Annotated in this window: 16 protein-coding genes; 3 read left to right on the top strand and 13 right to left on the bottom strand. The window is 64.2% G+C overall.

Annotated features, from left to right (window positions below):
* Positions 1-2: 2 nt before the first annotated feature.
* Entirely contained in the window at positions 3-713 is a 711-nt protein-coding gene (locus MB818_RS02880; protein ID WP_238903854.1) for a helix-turn-helix transcriptional regulator, read from the bottom strand.
* Positions 714-808: 95 nt separating this feature from the next.
* Between MB818_RS02880 and MB818_RS02875 the strand changes: the two genes are divergently transcribed.
* The gene (locus MB818_RS02875; protein ID WP_238903852.1) at positions 809-1,438 is read left to right on the top strand and encodes a glutathione S-transferase family protein; all 630 of its coding nucleotides are present in this window, start codon (positions 809-811) and stop codon (positions 1,436-1,438) included.
* A 17-nt stretch (positions 1,439-1,455) separates the two neighbouring features.
* Here MB818_RS02875 and MB818_RS02870 read toward each other — a convergent pair whose 3' ends face one another.
* The 3 genes from MB818_RS02870 to MB818_RS02860 form a co-directional block, all read right to left on the bottom strand.
* Positions 1,456-2,121, bottom strand: a complete 666-nt coding sequence (locus MB818_RS02870) for a DUF1638 domain-containing protein (RefSeq protein ID WP_234162601.1) — start codon at positions 2,119-2,121, stop codon at positions 1,456-1,458.
* An 85-nt stretch (positions 2,122-2,206) separates the two neighbouring features.
* Positions 2,207-3,247, bottom strand: a complete 1,041-nt coding sequence (locus MB818_RS02865; protein ID WP_234162600.1) for a Hint domain-containing protein — start codon at positions 3,245-3,247, stop codon at positions 2,207-2,209.
* Between the two features lie 177 nt (positions 3,248-3,424).
* The gene (locus MB818_RS02860) at positions 3,425-4,123 is read right to left on the bottom strand and encodes a corrinoid protein (RefSeq protein WP_234145181.1); all 699 of its coding nucleotides are present in this window, start codon (positions 4,121-4,123) and stop codon (positions 3,425-3,427) included.
* Positions 4,124-4,391: 268 nt separating this feature from the next.
* Here MB818_RS02860 and MB818_RS02855 point away from each other — a divergent pair, with 268 nt between their 5' ends.
* Positions 4,392-5,480 carry a PA0069 family radical SAM protein gene (locus MB818_RS02855; protein WP_238903851.1) on the top strand — a complete coding sequence of 363 codons (1,089 nt, stop codon included), beginning with the start codon at positions 4,392-4,394 and terminating at the stop codon, positions 5,478-5,480.
* A gap of 13 nt (positions 5,481-5,493) precedes the next feature.
* Here MB818_RS02855 and MB818_RS02850 read toward each other — a convergent pair whose 3' ends face one another.
* The 3 genes from MB818_RS02850 to gltX all read right to left on the bottom strand — a co-directional run bounded on the left by MB818_RS02850 (position 5,494) and on the right by gltX (position 9,806).
* Complete coding sequence (locus tag MB818_RS02850) at positions 5,494-6,675, bottom strand: hypothetical protein (RefSeq protein WP_238903849.1); 1,182 nt, start codon at positions 6,673-6,675, stop codon at positions 5,494-5,496.
* Between the two features lie 305 nt (positions 6,676-6,980).
* A complete protein-coding gene (locus MB818_RS02845) occupies positions 6,981-8,276 on the bottom strand; it encodes a citrate synthase (RefSeq protein ID WP_234136820.1) in 1,296 nt (431 codons plus the stop codon).
* A gap of 123 nt (positions 8,277-8,399) precedes the next feature.
* Positions 8,400-9,806: a glutamate--tRNA ligase gene (gene gltX, locus MB818_RS02840; RefSeq protein WP_234136819.1), complete on the bottom strand. Its 1,407-nt coding sequence runs from the start codon at positions 9,804-9,806 to the stop codon at positions 8,400-8,402.
* Positions 9,807-9,887: 81 nt separating this feature from the next.
* Here gltX and MB818_RS02835 point away from each other — a divergent pair, with 81 nt between their 5' ends.
* Complete coding sequence (locus tag MB818_RS02835; RefSeq protein WP_238903847.1) at positions 9,888-11,930, top strand: ComEC/Rec2 family competence protein; 2,043 nt, start codon at positions 9,888-9,890, stop codon at positions 11,928-11,930.
* Here the strand turns inward: MB818_RS02835 and lexA are convergent.
* The 6 genes from lexA to MB818_RS02805 all read right to left on the bottom strand — a co-directional run bounded on the left by lexA (position 11,924) and on the right by MB818_RS02805 (position 16,744).
* Complete coding sequence (lexA, locus tag MB818_RS02830) at positions 11,924-12,619, bottom strand: transcriptional repressor LexA (RefSeq protein ID WP_234136817.1); 696 nt, start codon at positions 12,617-12,619, stop codon at positions 11,924-11,926. The genes MB818_RS02835 and lexA overlap by 7 nt on opposite strands.
* Positions 12,620-12,698: 79 nt before the next feature.
* On the bottom strand, positions 12,699-13,868 hold the full coding sequence (locus MB818_RS02825; RefSeq protein ID WP_238903845.1) for a molybdopterin molybdotransferase MoeA: 1,170 nt from the start codon (positions 13,866-13,868) through the stop codon (positions 12,699-12,701).
* Positions 13,865-14,338 (bottom strand): cyclic pyranopterin monophosphate synthase MoaC, encoded by a 474-nt coding sequence (gene moaC, locus MB818_RS02820; RefSeq protein ID WP_255699839.1) that lies wholly within the window; start codon positions 14,336-14,338, stop codon positions 13,865-13,867. Before moaC ends, MB818_RS02825 begins: the two co-directional genes overlap by 4 nt.
* Positions 14,338-15,150 carry an indole-3-glycerol phosphate synthase TrpC gene (trpC, locus tag MB818_RS02815; protein ID WP_234162595.1) on the bottom strand — a complete coding sequence of 271 codons (813 nt, stop codon included), beginning with the start codon at positions 15,148-15,150 and terminating at the stop codon, positions 14,338-14,340. The genes moaC and trpC overlap by 1 nt, the downstream gene beginning before the upstream one ends.
* Positions 15,147-16,166: an anthranilate phosphoribosyltransferase gene (gene trpD, locus MB818_RS02810; RefSeq protein WP_234136813.1), complete on the bottom strand. Its 1,020-nt coding sequence runs from the start codon at positions 16,164-16,166 to the stop codon at positions 15,147-15,149. Before trpD ends, trpC begins: the two co-directional genes overlap by 4 nt.
* Positions 16,163-16,744, bottom strand: a complete 582-nt coding sequence (locus tag MB818_RS02805) for an anthranilate synthase component II (protein ID WP_234145190.1) — start codon at positions 16,742-16,744, stop codon at positions 16,163-16,165. Before MB818_RS02805 ends, trpD begins: the two co-directional genes overlap by 4 nt.
* Between the last annotated feature and the right edge of the window lie 149 nt (positions 16,745-16,893).

The following is a 16,893-nucleotide window of genomic DNA, read 5'->3' as shown; positions in this document are numbered from 1 at the left end:
CGTCACGCAAGGTCGGCCAGGCAGGCCCGGTCCCGTTCGCGGAGTTTTTCGAGAAAGTCCCGCAACAGCGTCACCCGGCGCGGGCGAAAGCTTTCGCCGGTCTTTTGATAGCCTTCGATACGCGTGACGTGAAAGCTGCGAAAATCCTGTCGCTTGCAGCACCAGGCCAGCAGCATCACGCTGCGGTCATGATAGGACAGCGCCAGCGGATAGATACGTCGCCGGGTCCGGTCCTGTTTCAGATCGCGATAGCCGATGTCCAGCGCCTCTTCGGCCCACATCGCCTCGCGCAGCAGGGTCATGTCGATGGTGGGTGTCGCGGGGGTGATCAGGCGTTGCACCAAGTTGACCGCGTGCATGGCCTGACGTTGCTGGCGTTCGGGCAGGGTGGCCAGGATCTTGACCAGCGCATCGCTTGCGGCCTGGGCCAGGTCGCTGTCTCCGCGCTGGGTCACGTCGGCAAGCCCCAGTGTCAGCGCCTCGATCTCGATCTGGGTAAAGGTCTGCGGGGGCAGGGCCGGGTCCTCGACCATGGTATAGCCAAGCCCCGCCGCGCCCTCGATCCGGGCGCCGGCCGCGCGCAGACTGTCGATGTCGCGATAGATCGTCCGTTCGGAGACCTCCATCGCGGCGGCCAGCCGCGCGGCGGTCACCGGCGGGCGCAATCCCCGGATCAGGTGCAGCAGTCGGAACAGGCGGTCGGTCTTGGGCATGGCAGAGTATGGCCGGAAACATCCTGACAGGAACTGGCAAGAGGGTACGGGCACATGGGGGCATCATCAACCCGACATGTCAAAGGTCAAAAAACATGCCAACGCTCTACTACTCGCCAAATACCCGTGCCTCGCGCGTGATCGCACAGCTGATGCTGATGGGAAAACTGGATCAGGTCGAGGTGGTCACTGTCGAGGTTCCGCGCTTTGACGGCAGCGGGCGGCGCGACCCGCGCAATCCCCACCCCGAGGGCAAGGTTCCCTTTCTGGTCACCGATGACGGTGAAGAGGTGCGCGAAAGCGCGGCCATCATGATGTATCTGGACGAACTGTTCGGCCAGCCCCTGAGCCCCGCCATCGGCGCGCCGGGGCGCGGGGCTTACCTGAGCTGGATGGCCTATTCGGGCGGGGTGCTGGAGCCGGTGCTGGTGGCCGCCTTTTCCGGGCTGGATCACCCGGCGCTGACCGAGACCTTTCGCGGCATGGATGAGGTCTGCGCCGTGCTGGAGAGGGGGGTGAAAGATCGGCCGTTCCTGCTGGGCGACACGGTGAGTGTCGCGGATATCCTGCTGGCCTCGCCCTTTCAGTGGGCGCCGCACCTGATGCCTGACACTCCGGCGATCAAGGCCTGGGTCGAGCGCGTCGGCAACAGCCTGGATGGCGCGGCAATCGCCGCTTATGAGGCAAGCGCCATGGCACGTCTGGACACGCTGAAAGAGGCCTGAGCAAGGAGCGCGCGGCGCTAGTCGCTGCGCGCGACACCGCCCGCCCAATCGGCAAGCGTTGTTTCCAGATCGCCATAGCCCGTGAAACGACGCTCGAATGCAAGGCCTAGCCGTTCGGCGCAGGCGCGCGCCTTTTCGGTCAGGACCGGATCGTCGGTCTGGGCCTGATAGACCAGCTTGGTGTAATTGCCGAACATCATCGGGATTAGGTCCGGGTGGCGGTCGAACCCCATTGGTTTCCATACAAACGCGTCGAATTGCCGGACCAGGAAATCTGTCAGGTAAAAGGCGGTGATCTCGTCTTCCGAGACTTCGGCGAAGCGCGCGTTGCCTTCGAAGAAGGAATAGCAATGCGGCCCCTTGACCATCTCGACCCCCAGCCGCTCGCACGCGGCCTCGAGCAGGCCGCCGGTGCCGCAATCGGCATAGACCACAAAAATCTGCTGATACGTGTCGCGGTGTCGCGCCACTGCCTCCTCGACCGCGGCGGTGATCCGTTCGGGATAGACATGCAGGATGGCGGGCAGGCAGGTCAGGTCCATATGGGTCCAGCCGTTGCGGTCGCGCAGCGCCAGGATCTCGCGGGCCAGGGCACCGCAGGCGATCAGCAGAATACGTGCGTCGCCGCTGCTCAGGCTGAGCCCGCTGCGGGTCAGTTGGGCGTCATCGGGGAGCATGGTCATGTCGGGACCGCCTTGTGCCGGTTGGTGTCAGGACAGAATGCCCAGTCCGGACCCGCAAAGGCAAGCGCGCTGGCGACGGGTGGTGTCAGGCGACCGACAGCAGCGCCTCGTGCTTGCGGATGGTGGGGCGGGCCAACGGTCCATAGGCGATCATGCCGTTTGCGGCCAGTTCGGGAAACAGCGCCAGGATTTCATCGCGCGCCTCTTTTTCAAGGCCAGTCCATCCCATCTGTCCGGGGTGGAAGCTTTCGGTCGGACACCCTTCGGCCCAGATGATTTCATGCCGGTCGAACAACAGGTGGATATAGGTAACCTCGCTTCCGGGGGCAAACCTGATGTCGCGATTGTTGACCAGATGCTTGGCGGCCACCAATGCCTGAGAATGACCGGTGACCAGCTCGGCCCGCCAACCCTGGATCAGCATCCGGTGCTGGGGCGATACGATCAGGTCGCGGCGATTGTCCAGCGCCCCGGCGCAGATCAGGACCGGCGCAAAGGCCCCGGTGGCGCGCACAGTGGTGCGCCCGATCCAGCGCAGCGGCTGGTTGCCATTGTCCAGCGTACGAATCTTGTCGCCCGCTTGTAGCTCCTCGATCAGGCGTGGCCCTTTGGGGGTTTCGATCATGGTGCCGGGGGTGAAACAGGTGACCAGCTGCCAGTCTTGCCGGTTAGCGGTCAGGCCCGAGAAATTGGCACCGCCCCCGGTCAGCCCGTCAAGCGTCAGCGACTGAATGATTCCCGCCTCAAGCGAAGATTGATCGGCATTGTCCGCAAATTCCGGCACCAGATAGGTATTGCCGTTCACGTCCTGGGCCAGCACCGCGGTAATGGTTGCCGTGCTGCCATCGGTATAGGTGATGGTGGCGTCATAGATGGCTGTGCCGTCAAAGGTTTGCGCCGGGCCGCCATCTACCGAGAATTGATCGGCCGGGCTGTTGTCCATGTCGAAGATACTGCCGGGATTGCCTACTGCGCTCCAGGTCACGGCGCTGTCGACCAGCGGGTTGGCAATCGTGCCAAAGGTCAAGCCAACCAAGGCACCGGCATTTTCGGCAGAATTGTTACCCTCGAACGTGTCGATATCGGCCAGATTACCGAGGAACAACGCTGTGAATGTTGTTGGCATGGGGCACCTGTCAGCAGCTTTGGGGCACTGACGAAAATTAGGCTCTGATGGTGGCCAAAGTCAGGGGGAATGTTGGCGGTTGTGTGACACTGGCAGATTTCAGCCACCCCAAGAGGTGATCGCAAACAAAAAAGACCGCCCCGGAGGGCGGCCTTTGAACATTGCAAGTATGGCGGCTCAGCCGGCCATGCGGTTATGCTTGCGACCGACGAAATCCTTGGCGGTTTCCACCGCAACGGCGGCATCGCGGCAATAGGCGTCGGCACCGATCGCCTTGCCGAATTCCTCGTTCAGCGGTGCGCCGCCGACCAGAACGATGTAGTCGTCGCGCTTGCCCTGTTCGACCAGCGTGTCGATCACCACCTTCATATAGGGCATGGTGGTGGTCAGCAGGGCGGACATGCCCAGAATGTCGGGCTGCTCGTTTTCAAGCGCTTCCAGGTAGTTCTCGACCGGGTTGTTGATGCCAAGGTCGACCACCTCGAAACCGGCGCCTTCCATCATCATCGACACAAGGTTCTTGCCGATGTCGTGGATGTCACCCTTGACGGTGCCGATCACCATCTTGCCCACACGGGGCGCGCCGGTTTCGGCCAGCAGCGGCTTCAGGATGGCCATGCCGCCCTTCATCGCGTTGGCGGCCAGCAGCACTTCGGGAACGAAGAGGATACCGTCGCGGAAGTCGGCGCCGACGATCGTCATGCCGCCCACCAGAGCCTTGGTCAGAACGTCATAGGGCGCCCAGCCGCGTTCGATCAGGATGTTGACGCTTTCTTCGATCTCTTCCTTGAGACCGTCGTAAAGGTCGTCGAACATCTGCTGGACAAGTTCTTCGTCGTCGAGTTCCGACAGGATGATGTCTTCTTCTTCCGACATGGCGCAATTCCTCAATCTTGGGCGGGGCGGGCCCCGGGGGTGCCGTTTTTTTCCTTTTTGCCCGAAGGTCACTTTTCGACTGCGTTGATTGCGACATGGGCGGTGTTGCAACCGACCTATAGGATGAAAAATGCCCGAATGATAATGAGTATTGCGCAGCTAGATCATCAATGTCCTGCATATACCTGCTGTCGGACAGGTCGCTTGCGACCAGATCGGAAGCATCTTTTGCCTTGCTGGATGTTCGCCGAATGTTCTAGTTTTGGGCATGCAGACTCACCCCATACCCCCCTTGATTTCGGCCCGGCCCGTCGGGCGTGGCGCGCGCAGCAACGATGCGGGCCGGTTCGAACCGCTGGATCGCGTGGCCGAACCTGATGGTTGGGACCGGGAGGAGGATCTGCCGCCGCTCAGAACCCAGGTCTCGCTGGAAACCGCGCGCAGCCTGATCAGCTATAACCGCTCGCCAGATCTGCCCTTTGATCGCTCGATCAACCCCTATCGGGGCTGCGAACATGGCTGCGCCTATTGCTTTGCCCGGCCCAGCCACGCCTATCTGGGCCTGTCGCCGGGGCTGGATTTCGAAACCCGGCTGGTGGCGCGGCCCAACGCGGCCGAAGTGCTGCGGGCCGAGTTGAGCGCGCGCCGCTACAAGGTGGCGCCCATCGCCATCGGCACCAATACCGACCCTTATCAGCCGCTGGAAAAGACACATGCGATCACCCGTGGCTGTTTGCAGGTGCTGGATGCGTTCAATCATCCGGTTGCCATCGTCACGCGCGGGGCGCTGATCGAACGCGATCTGGACATTCTGGCGCCGATGGCGGCGCGTGGGCTGGTGCGGGTGGGGATCTCGCTCACCACGCTGGATGCGGGGCTGGCCCGCCGGATGGAGCCGCGCGCGCCATCGCCTGCGCGGCGTCTGGCGATGATCCGGGCGCTCAGCGGGGCTGGGGTGCCGGTGCGGGTGATGACCTCGCCGCTGATTCCCGGCCTGACCGATCACGAGCTTGAGGCGCTGCTCGCTGCCGGGGCCGAGGCGGGCGCCGATACCGCCAGCTGGATCATGCTGCGGCTGCCGCGCGAGGTGTCGCCGCTGTGGCAGGAGTGGCTGGCCGAACACGCGCCCGCCCGCGCGGCCAAGGTGATGGCCCGCCTGCGCGAGATGCATGGCGGGCGCGATTATGACCCGCGCTGGGGTCACCGGATGCGGGGCGAGGGAGAGTATGCCCAGATGATCGCGAAACGGTTCCGCGCCGCCTGCAAACGCATCGGGCTGGCGCAAGAGGCGCCAGCCCTGAGATGCGATCTGTTCCGGGTGCCCCCGCAGCCCGGCGATCAGCTGAGCCTGTTCTGAGCGGGCAGGGTGCTCAGTAGGTCTCGACCAGTTCCGTGTCCTCGACCGGGTCGCTCGCCATCATCTCATAGGCCAGTTCGTCATGCATGGGCTGGGTCATCAGCGCCATCACATCGTTCAGGTAATACTGGTCGTCACAGATCGGCGGCTGCGGGTCGTCCTCACACTGGCCGATCAGCTTCAACGAGCCATCGCGGTCATCGCTGCCCTCGTCCCCGACCGAGGTCAGGCGCAACCCGAAATACTCGCCGCTGAAATCCTCCAGGCTCAGCCCGTCGGGATGCGACAGCGTAAAGCTGGTGGCGCGGATATCGTCGCCATGCCCGATGCCGTTCTTGCCAATCGAGATGCCGGCATCGAAGCCGTTTGCGGTCTCGCCCGTCTCGCCATCCTGGGCGCCCTCCATATTGGCACCGTTGCCCAGGTCGTTGACCGAACCGGCTGCGAATTTCGATCCCGTGACATCGTCGCCGGTCACGGTCATGCCATCCAGCAGGCTGTCATCGCCAACATTGAAGAACAGGCCGGTGATATCGCCGATCTGCCCCGTCGCGTCGGGGTCGTCGCCCTCGAGCACTTCAAGATCGACGCGGATCTCACCATTCTCGAGCTGGGTCAGCACCACCTCGGTGTTGACCGGACCCTCGATGACAAAGGCGCATTCGTCCTCGTCATGGTCGTCCCCGTCATCGCCAGTGTCGCCGGTGCTGTCGCTGACGGTCTTGACGATGCCATTGCCGGTGTCGGAATCCACCACCGCGGCCAGGCTGTCGAGGTCGATATCCGAGATGCTGAGCGGCCCGTTCTCTGACCACATGGTGAAATTGGCGGCGCTGACATAGCCGTCGGTCGAGTCCGGGGTTGTCCCGAACTGGATGCCCGCATCATAGCCTTCGGCCAGCTGGGCGCCGTTGCTCAGGCTGTCGACCGCGTCCGGGTTCAGCTGAACATCGGTGACCGGCGACCATTGCGTGCCTTCGTTCTCGGCGGGCCAGATATGCAATCCGTCCAGCGTCGCATCATCGTTGAAATTGAAGAAGAACCCGTCGAGATCGCCCACCTCGACCGAAGGATCCTCGGACTTGATGTCGATGAACAGCCCGCCGTCGGGCTTTTCCACGATGGTGACCAGAAGGCGCGGTTCGCAGCCCAGTGTCACGGTGATCTGTGTTTTTTCTCCAATGGTCCCGGTCATGAAATCCCCCATTCGAAATCCGAACCCGAAACTATGAATTGCGCTGAGTTGCTGCCACGAAAATGACGCATTCGGCGCGGGAAACAGGGTTCTGCGGCCGGGAATGTTTCACATGGGGCGACGATGCCGCTCTCCGGCGCTGATAGCAGCCGCGAGCGAAAAAACGTTTTGGTGCTGAGCCGCAAAGGGACGGTCGGGGGATTCGCCCCGTTCCTTCATCCTGCCGCTTGAACCGGATCGCAAACAGGCACAGAAAAACCCCGGCGGAGGGCTCCGCCGGGGCTTGTAACCGGATCGACCGCGGATCAGCGGTCTTCGATATCCACATAGTCGCGCGCGGTCGAGCCGAGGTACAGCTGACGCGGGCGGCCGATCTTGTGCTGCGGGTCGGCCAGCTGCTCTTTCCACTGGCTGACCCAGCCCACGGTCCGCGACACGGCGAAGATGGGCGTGAACATCGAGGTGGGGAAGCCCATCGCCTCGAGGATGATGCCCGAATAGAAATCGACATTCGGGAACAGCTTTTTCTCGGCGAAATAGTCGTCGGCCAGCGCCGCGCGTTCCAGTTCCTTGGCGGTGGCCAGGATCGGGTTGTTTTCCACGCCCAGCAGATCCAGCACCTCGTCGGCGGACTGTTTCATCACCGTCGCGCGCGGGTCGAAGTTCTTGTAGACCCGGTGACCAAAGCCCATCAGGCGGAACGGGTCGTTCTTGTCCTTGGCGCGGGCGATATATTCGGGGATGCGGTCGGGCGAGCCGATCTCCTTCAGCATCTCCAGACAGGCCTGGTTGGCGCCGCCATGGGCCGGGCCCCAGAGACAGGCAATGCCGGCGGCGATACAGGCAAACGGGTTCGCGCCCGAGGACGACGCCAGACGAACGGTCGAGGTCGAAGCGTTCTGCTCGTGATCGGCATGCAGGGTGAAAATCCGGTCCATGGCGCGGGCCAGGATCGGGTCGACATGGTAATGCTCGGCCGGCACGGCAAAGCACATTTGCAGGAAGTTGGCCGCATAATCCAGATCGTTGCGCGGATACATGAACGGCTGACCGATCGAGTACTTGTACGCCATTGCCGCGATGGTCGGCATCTTGGCGATCAGGCGGTGGCTAGCGATCTCGCGCTGATGCGGGTCGGCGATATCGGTCGAGTCGTGGTAGAAGGCCGACATCGCGCCGACCACGCCCACCATGGTTGCCATAGGATGCGCATCCCGGCGGAAGCCGCGGAAGAAATAGTGCATCTGCTCATGGATCATTGTGTGGCGGGTGATCGTAGTCTCGAACTTCTCCAGATCGGCTGCTGTCGGCAGTTCACCGTATAGCAGCAGATAGCAGACCTCGAGGTAATGCGATTTTGCCGCCAGCTGGTCGATTGGATAGCCCCGGTGCAGCAGCTCGCCCAGTTCGCCGTCGATATAGGTGATGGTGCTGTCGCAACTGGCGGTCGAGGTGAAACCGGGATCATAGGTGAACACGCCCGCCTGGCCATAGAGTTTGCGGATGTCGATCACATCCGGGCCTGTCGAGGGCGAAAGGATTGGCAAATCGTAGGATTGGCCGTTCAGGCTGAGCGTGGCGGTTTTCTTGTCTTCAGTCATCGATTTCCCTTCCTCATGGCAGGCACGGACACGGGCGGAGTCCCACGCATCGCATGCGTCAGGGCCTGCGCACAGCCGCGCAAGCCCAGGTCTTAACCGCGCAACATTGCCTGATCGTGAATGTCAGGCTGCGTTCGCCGCGTCCCGGAGACGGGCCAGACTTTCGTCCCGGCCCAGCACCAGCATCATGTCGAATACCGAAGGCGTCACGGCCCGTCCGGCAAGCGCGGCCCGAAGGGGCGCGGCAAGCTTGCCGAACTTGGTTCCATGCGCCTCGGCAAAAGCGTTCAACGCTTCTTCCAGACACTCTCTCGTCCAGCTAGCATTTTGCAACTGCGGCGTCAATTCTGTCAGTATACCATCGGATACACTGGCCAGGGCCGCCGCTGCCTTCTCATCTGGCTCGATCGGGCGAGTGGCGAGGATAAATGAAGCTTTTTCAAGAAGTTCAGGGAAGGTGCGCGCCCGGTCCTTGAGGCAATACATCGCACGTTCCAGATCACTGGATTGTGTGTCGGTAAGAGCTGGAAGATCTGCTGCCGCAAGATAGGCCTGAATCTCTTGCTGCAACGCAGCGTCATCTGAGGCGGCAATGTGCTGACCGCTCAGGTTTTCCAGCTTTTTCAGGTCGAACCGGGCAGGGGATTTGCCGATTCCATCCAGATCGAACCATTCGCGCGCCTGCGCGTCGGTAAAGAACTCGTCGTCGCCATGGCTCCAGCCCAGCCGCGCCAGATAATTGCGCATGCCTGCGGCGGGATAGCCCATGGCCTGGTATTCCTGCGCCCCCAGGGCGCCGTGGCGCTTGGACAGTTTCTTGCCGTCGGGGCCGTGGATCAGCGGGATATGAGCCCAGACCGGAACGTCCCAGCCCATCGCCTGATAGATCATCATCTGGCGGGCGGCGTTGTTCAGATGGTCGTCGCCCCGGATCACATGGGTCACCCCCATGTCGTGGTCATCCACCACCACCGCCAGCATATAGACCGGTGTCCCGTCCGAGCGCAGCAGCACCATGTCGTCAAGCTGGTCGTTGCGGATGGTCACATCGCCCTGCACCCGGTCGCGGATCACGGTTTCACCGCTCTCGGGCGCCTTGATACGGATCACATAGGGCCGGTCGGGATGGGTCGCCGGATCGGCGTCGCGCCAGGGGCTGCGGAACAGGGTCGAGCGTTTCTCGGCCTGGGCGGCCTCGCGAAAGGCCTGGATCTCGTCCTGCGTCGAGAAGCACTTATAGGCCTTGCCCTGGGCCAGCAGCTCCAGCGCCACCTCGGCATGGCGCGGCGCGCGCTCGAACTGGCTGATCACCTCGCCGTCATGGTCCAGCCCCAGCCAGGCCATGCCCTGCAGGATCGCCGCCGTCGCCTCGGGGGTTGAGCGCGCGCGGTCGGTATCCTCGATCCGGAGCAGGAACTTGCCCCCGCGCCCCCGCGCGTAAAGCCAGTTGAACAGCGCCGTCCGGGCGCCGCCGATATGCAGGAAACCGGTGGGAGAAGGGGCAAAGCGGGTGACGACCTGATCCGGCATAAGGGCAATTTACCTTTTGGTAACCGTGAAGGGGCTAGGGTTCTGCGGTCTGTCTAACGAGCCGGACGAGTGGGAGCAAGCATGCGCGTTCTGCCACGGATCGAGGCCGCGCTGCTGGCGCAGCGGGGTTATCTGTTTCCCTGGGTTCCGGTCTGTCTGGCGCTGGGGATCGGTGGCTATTTCCTGCTGCGCGTCGAACCGGGCCTGATCCACTATGCTCTGATCGCCGGGATTGGCCTGTTGCAAGGCCTCTGGGCGCTGCTCCGTCCCGGTGCCTGGTCGCCGCTGGGTTGGGCGCTGGCGCTGATCGCGGCGGGGTTTGTTCTGGCGGGTGCGCGCGCGCATCAGGTCGCCGCTCCGGTGATCGAAGGGCGCTATTACGGCCCGGTCGAAGGGCGGGTGGTCGCGCTTGACCGGTCCGCCTCGGACAAGCTGAGGGTGACGCTCGATCAGGTTCGGCTGGATCGCTGGATGCCCGCAGGGCCGCCGCGCCATGTGCGGATCTCGCTGCATGGTGACGAGCGTGTGCCTGAACCCGGCAGCCGGATAATGACCACCGCGCATCTGTCACCACCGCAGGGGCCGGTCGAGCCGGGCGGCTTCGATTTCCGCCGCCACGCCTGGTTTCAGGGGTTGGGCGCCATCGGCTATACCCGCGTGCCGGTGCTGCTGGCGCGTCCGCCTGACCGGGCCGAGCGTGACATGAGCGTGTTCGCCCTGCGCATGGCGGCCTCGGTTCATATCCGCGAGCAACTGCCGGGCGATGTGGGCGGCTTTGCTGCCGCTGTCACCACCGGCGACCGTAGCGGCGTGAGCCAGGGCGCGCTTGATGCGCTGAGGGCTAGCAATCTGGCGCATCTTCTGGCGATCTCGGGCCTGCATATGGGGCTGCTGGCGGGGTTTGTCTTTACCGCGCTGCGGGTGGCACTGTCGCTGATCCCGCCTTTGGCGCTGCGCCTGCCGGTGCGCAAGCTGGCCGCGCTTGGCGCATTGACAGTGGCAGTGGGCTATCTGGCGCTGTCGGGCGGCAATGTGGCGACCCAGCGTGCCTTTGTGATGGTGGCGGTGATGCTCTGCGCCATTCTGGTCGACCGGCGGGCGCTGTCGATGCGGGCGGTGGCAATGGCCGCGCTGTTCGTGCTGGTGCTGCGACCCGAGGCGCTGCTGGGCCCGGGGTTCCAGATGAGCTTTGCCGCCACTGTGGCGCTGGTCGCGGTGTTCGGCTGGTTGCGCGAGGCCGAAATCGGGTTGGGGCCGCGCTGGCTGAACCCGGTGGCGGGGGTGGTGATTTCCTCGGCTGTGGCGGGGCTGGCGACGGCGCCGATCGGGGCCGCGCATTTCAATACGCTGGCCCATTACGGGTTGGTGGCCAATCTTCTCTCGGTGCCGCTGATGGGGCTGGTGGTCATTCCGGCGGCGGTGCTGGCGCTGGTGCTGGCGCCGCTCGGGCTCGACTGGATCGGGCTCGAGGTGATGGGGCTGGGCCTGCGCTGGATCCTGGGCGTGGCCGATTGGGTTGCGGAGCTGGAGGGCGCGCGCGGCTACGTGATGCGGCCCGATTGGGTGGTGTTGCCGGTATTGTCGCTGGGCGCGCTGTGGCTGGTGCTGTGGCGCGGGCGGGCACGGCTGGCGGGCCTGCCGGCGATGGCGGCGGCCTTCTGGCTCTGGTCCGGGGCAGAGCGGCCCGGCGTGCTGATCGCCGATACCGGTGGGCTGGTGGGGGTGATGACCGACGCGGGCCGCGCGCTGAGCAAGCCGCGCGGGGCGGGCTTCATCGCTGGGGTCTGGCTGGAAAACGATGGCGACGGCGCCGACCAGATGGCGGCGGCGGCGCGCTGGCCAGGAGAGCATATGCTGCGCAAGATACGTGTCGGCGAGGTCGAGATCGTGCATGTGACCGGCAAGCGCGCGGCGCAGGGGGTGCGCGGCTGTGACGGGACGCAGCTGATCGTCTCGGCCGTCCCGCTTGCGGTGAGCGGACCTTGCGAGGTCTATGACCCCAAGCGGCTGGCCCTTACTGGTGCACTCAGCATCGGACCGAAGGGCCTGGAAAGCGCCGCGCGCCTGGCTGGGCGGCGCCTGTGGAACGGCGCCGCGCATCGGACCGCAAACGCGGATCAGTAGGTGCGGATCAAGCCGACCAGCCGGCCCTGTACCCGAACACGTTCCGAAGGCAGCACGCGGGTCTCATAAGCCGGGTTCGCCGCCTCGAGCGCGATGCTGGCGCCACGGCGATAAAAGCGTTTCAGCGTTGCCTCGCTGTCATCGACCAGCGCCACCACGATATCGCCATTGTCGGCGGTTGAGGTCTCGCGGATCACCACCACGTCGCCATCGTTGATGCCGGCCTCGATCATCGAATCGCCTTTGACCTCGAGCGCGTAATGTTCGCCCTGGCCGACCATGCTGCCGGGGACCGCCACCTGATGCGAGACCTGGCTGATCGCCTCGATCGGCACACCGGCGGCGATGCGGCCCATCACCGGCAGTTCCAGCGCGTGGATCGTCACTGGTTCGGCATTGGCAGGGCGGGGCCGGTCGGGCCGGTCGCCGTCGATCACGCGGGGCTGAAAGCCCACGGTGGGTTCGCCACCAAGGCTTTCAGGCAATTTCACGATCTCGATGGCGCGGGCGCGGTGGGCGAGACGGCGGATGAATCCACGCTCCTCCAGTGCGGTGATCAGCCGGTGAATGCCCGATTTCGAGCGCAAATCCAGCGCCAGCTTCATTTCGTCGAAACTGGGCGGCACGCCATCCGCTTGCAGTCTTTTGTGAATGAATTCCAGCAGATCGAGTTGCTTCTTGGTCAGCATTCCCCATACCTCTCCGGTCACGCGTTTACATTTGTTCTACGCATGTTCCTGTTTTGTGTCAACAATCCAGGTCAGAGGATCAGATCGGGACGTATCGAACCCGCTCGCCGGCGGTGCGGGCCGGGTCCTCGGGCGGGCGCATCAGCAGTGCGTTGGCTTGGGCCAGGATCGACAACAGGGAACTGTCCTGATCACCAAAGGTGGCGATCTGCCCATCGTCCACCCGGGCACGCATGTAGTGCTCGCGCGGTCCATTGGGCCCGAGGGGCGCGCTCAGCACGGCCTCGCACAGGGTGATACCCGGATCAAGCTCGAGCATCCGGCGCAGCATGGGAAGGATGAAGATGTATCCGCAAACCATTGCAGACACAGGATTACCTGGAAGGCCTACCATCGGCATGTCACCGATCCGGCCCGCCATCAGCGGTTTGCCGGGCCGCATCCGTACCTTGTAGAACGACCGTTCCATCCCGAGATCTCCGGCCACATGCGCCACCAGATCGTGATCTCCGACCGACGCGCCGCCGATGGTGATCACCAGATCGGCGCCTTGGGCCAGATCAAAGGCGGTGGTCAGCGACGCGCGGGTATCGCGTGCGATGGGCAATACCCGGACCTGTGCGCCATTGGCCTCGAACAGGGCCTTGAGACCGAACGTGTTGGAGGCGATGATCTGATCGGGGCCGGGTGTTTCTCCGGGCATCACCAGTTCATCCCCGGTCGAGATCAGAGCCACCACCGGGCGCCGACGTACCGGCACGCGTGGGATGTTCATCGAGGCCAGCAGCGCCACATCCTCGGGCCGCAGAATACGCGGCGCGGCAAGGGTCTGTCCGACCCGAAAATCGACGCCAGCCGGGCGGATATTGGGCTTGTCGCCGGGCGCGTCCGTGATGGTGACCAGGTCGCCGGTGCGGCTCACATCTTCTTGAATTACAACGAAATCGGCGCCTGCTGGCACTGGCGCACCGGTAAAGATACGCACTGCCTGACCAGCGCCCAACACCCCGTCGAACCGGTGCCCCGCCGCGGCCTCTCCGATCACCTTGAACATGGCGTGACGTTCGACCTCGGCGGATTTTACCGCATATCCGTCCATCGAGGCGGCGGCAAAGGGCGGTTGATCCCGTGTCGCGGCAACGTCGTGTGCCAGAACCCTGCCTGCGGCCTCAGCCAACGGCGCCTCTTCGGCGCCAAGCGGGCGCACCAGGTCGAGCAGCAGCGCGCGGGCCTCTTCGACAGTGATCATGTCGCCTCGTAACGCCCTGATTTTCCGCCGTCTTTCAATGCGACCCGGATGCCGCCGATCTGCATCGCCTTGTCCACCGCCTTGACCATGTCATAGACGGTGAGCGCGGCGGTCGACACTGCGGTCAGGGCCTCCATCTCGACACCGGTCTGGCCGGTGGTGCGAACAGTGGCGGCGATGCGCACGCCGGGCAGGTCGGGGTCCAGCGTCAGTTCGACCGCGACCTTGGTCAGCGCCAGCGGATGGCAGAGCGGGATCAGATCGGGTGTTCGCTTTGCGCCCATGATGCCCGCAAGCCGCGCAACCGCCAGCACGTCCCCCTTTTTCGCGCGTCCCTCCGCCACGATATCAAAGGTTTCCGGTGCCATGCTGATGTGACCCTCGGCCACGGCCACGCGGTCGGTCACCGCCTTGTCGGTGACATCCACCATATGCGCATCGCCTTTGGCGTCGAAATGGGTCAGGCTCATCACATCGCTCCGGGCATCAGCGGATCGGCCAGCAGGGTGCGGGTTGCCTCGGCCACATCGTCCTGGCGCATCAGGCTTTCGCCGATCAGGAAGCAGCGGGCGCCATAGCGCGCCATGTCGGACAGGTCGGCGGGTGTGTTCAACCCGCTCTCGCAGACGATGATCCGGTCCGGCGGCACCAGTTTCGACAGTTTCCGGGTGGTATCAAGCGTCGTCTCGAATGTCTTGAGATTGCGGTTGTTTATGCCGATCAGCGGGCTTTTCAGCCGCTCGGCACGTTCCAGTTCCTCGGCGTCATGCACCTCGATCAGGACATCCATGTTCCAGTCGAACGCGGTCTGTTCCAGTTCCTCGGCCTGGGCATCGTCGACCGAGGCCATGATGATCAGAATGCAATCGGCCCCCAGCGCGCGCGCCTCGACCACCTGATAGGGGTCATACATGAAATCCTTGCGCAGCGCGGGCAGGTTGCAGGCGGCGCGCGCGGCGGTCAGATAGGATTTGGCGCCCTGGAAACTGGGCGTGTCGGTCAGCACCGACAGGCACGTCGCGCCGCCCTCGGCATAGGCACGCGCCAGCGCGGGCGGGTCGAAATCGGGGCGGATGAGGCCCTTGGAGGGGCTGGCCTTCTTGATCTCGGCAATCAGGCCATAGCCCTGGCGCGTGGCCGCGATCAGCGCTTCGGCAAAGCCGCGCACCGGATCCGCCTCGCGCGCCTCGGCCTCGACCACCTCCAGCGGTTTGGCGGCCTTGTCGGCGGCGACCTCTTCCAGCTTGTAGGCCTTGATCTTGTCGAGAATCGTATCGGTCATCTTGCGTCCTGTGTGATGCGGGAAAGAGCCTCGACCTTGGCGCGGGCCTGGCCGCTGTCGATGCTCTGGGCGGCGAGGGCGACACCCTCGCGCAGGTCGGCGGCGCGGTCGGCTACGACCAGCGCGGCGGCGGCGTTCAGCAGCACCGCGTCGCGATAGGCCGAAGGCGCTCCGTCCAGCAGCGCGCGAAACGCGGTGGCGTTTTCCTCGGGGGTGCCGCCGACGATCGTCTCGAACGGGTGCACCGGCAGGCCCGCATCCTCGGGATGCAGTTCAACCTCTTTGACAGTGCCGTCCTCGAGGGCCGCGACCCAGCTGACCCCGGTGATCGTCAGCTCGTCGGTGCCGTCCGAGCCATGCACCAGCCACGCGCGCTCCGAGCCCAAAAGGCCCAGCGTCTCGGCCATGGGCCGGATCAGCGCGCGACTGAAAGCGCCGGTCAGTTGCCGCTTGACCCCTGCCGGGTTGGTGAGCGGCCCGAGAATGTTGAAGATGGTTCGGGTGCCCAGTTCGGCCCGGGTGGGCATCACATGGGCGGTGGCCGGGTGATGCATGGGCGCCATCATGAAGCCGATCCCGGCCTCGTTCAGAGCCTTTTCAACCACTTGCGGGCCAACCATCACGTTGATGCCCATCTGGCTCTGCAAATCGGCGGTACCGGATTTCGAACTCAGGTTGCGATTGCCGTGCTTGGCCACCACCACGCCGGCGCCGGCCACGACAAAGGCGGTGGCGGTCGAGATGTTCAGCGTGTTCTTGCCATCGCCGCCGGTGCCGACGATATCCATCGCGCCCTCGGGCGCGCGCACCGCGTTGCATTTGGCGCGCATCACGGCGGCGGCGGCGGCGTATTCGTCGACCGTTTCGCCGCGCGTGCGCAGCGCCATCAGCAGGCCGCCGATCTGGCTGGGCGTCGCCTCGCCATCGAACAGGATGGTAAAGGCCTGCTCGGCCTCGGCGCGGGTCAGCGAGCGGTCGGCAGCGGCACCGATCAGCGGTTTCAGCGCATCACTCATGCCGGTACCTTCATGACATCAAGGAAATTGCGCAGCAATGCGTGCCCATGTTCCGAGGCGATGGATTCGGGGTGGAACTGCACGCCATGGATCGGCAATTCCTTGTGTTGCAGCCCCATGATGGTGCCATCCTCCAGCCAGGCGGTAACCTCGAGACAGTCTGGCAGGCTGTCGCGGTCGACCACCAGCGAGTGATAGCGGGTCGCCTCGAACGGCGAGGGCAGGCCGGCAAACAGACCTTTTGCGCTGTGATGCATCTGGCCCATCTTGCCATGCACGATCTCGTGGCAGCGCACCACCTTGCCGCCAAAGGCCTGTCCGATGGTCTGATGCCCCAGGCACACGCCCAGCAATGGCGTGCGGGTCTCGGCGGCGGCCTCGGTCAGTGCAAGGCAGATGCCCGCCTGATCAGGGTCGCAGGGGCCGGGGCTGAGCAGGATGCCAGCGGGGTTCAGCGCCATCGCCTCCTGCACATCCAGCGCATCGTTGCGGCGCACCTCGATCTCGGCGCCAAGCTCGCCCAGATAGTGCACGAGGTTGTAGGTGAAACTGTCGTAATTGTCGATCAAGAGCAGCATCTTGAGCCTTGTCCCGTCGGGTAATAGGGGCTGGTGGCACGGGGGCCAGCCAAGGTATAGTAATCGCGCCCCTACATGTTCAGTCTTGTGCGGCAGCGTCAAGGGCAGACGGGGCGAACGGGCAAAAAGTCGAAGCAGGACCAACAAGA

The organism is Ruegeria alba, from assembly GCF_022321465.1.
GTDB lineage: Bacteria > Pseudomonadota > Alphaproteobacteria > Rhodobacterales > Rhodobacteraceae > Ruegeria_B > Ruegeria_B alba.
Note: the sequence above shows the minus strand (reverse complement) of the source record. Positions and strands in the feature narration are given on the sequence as shown.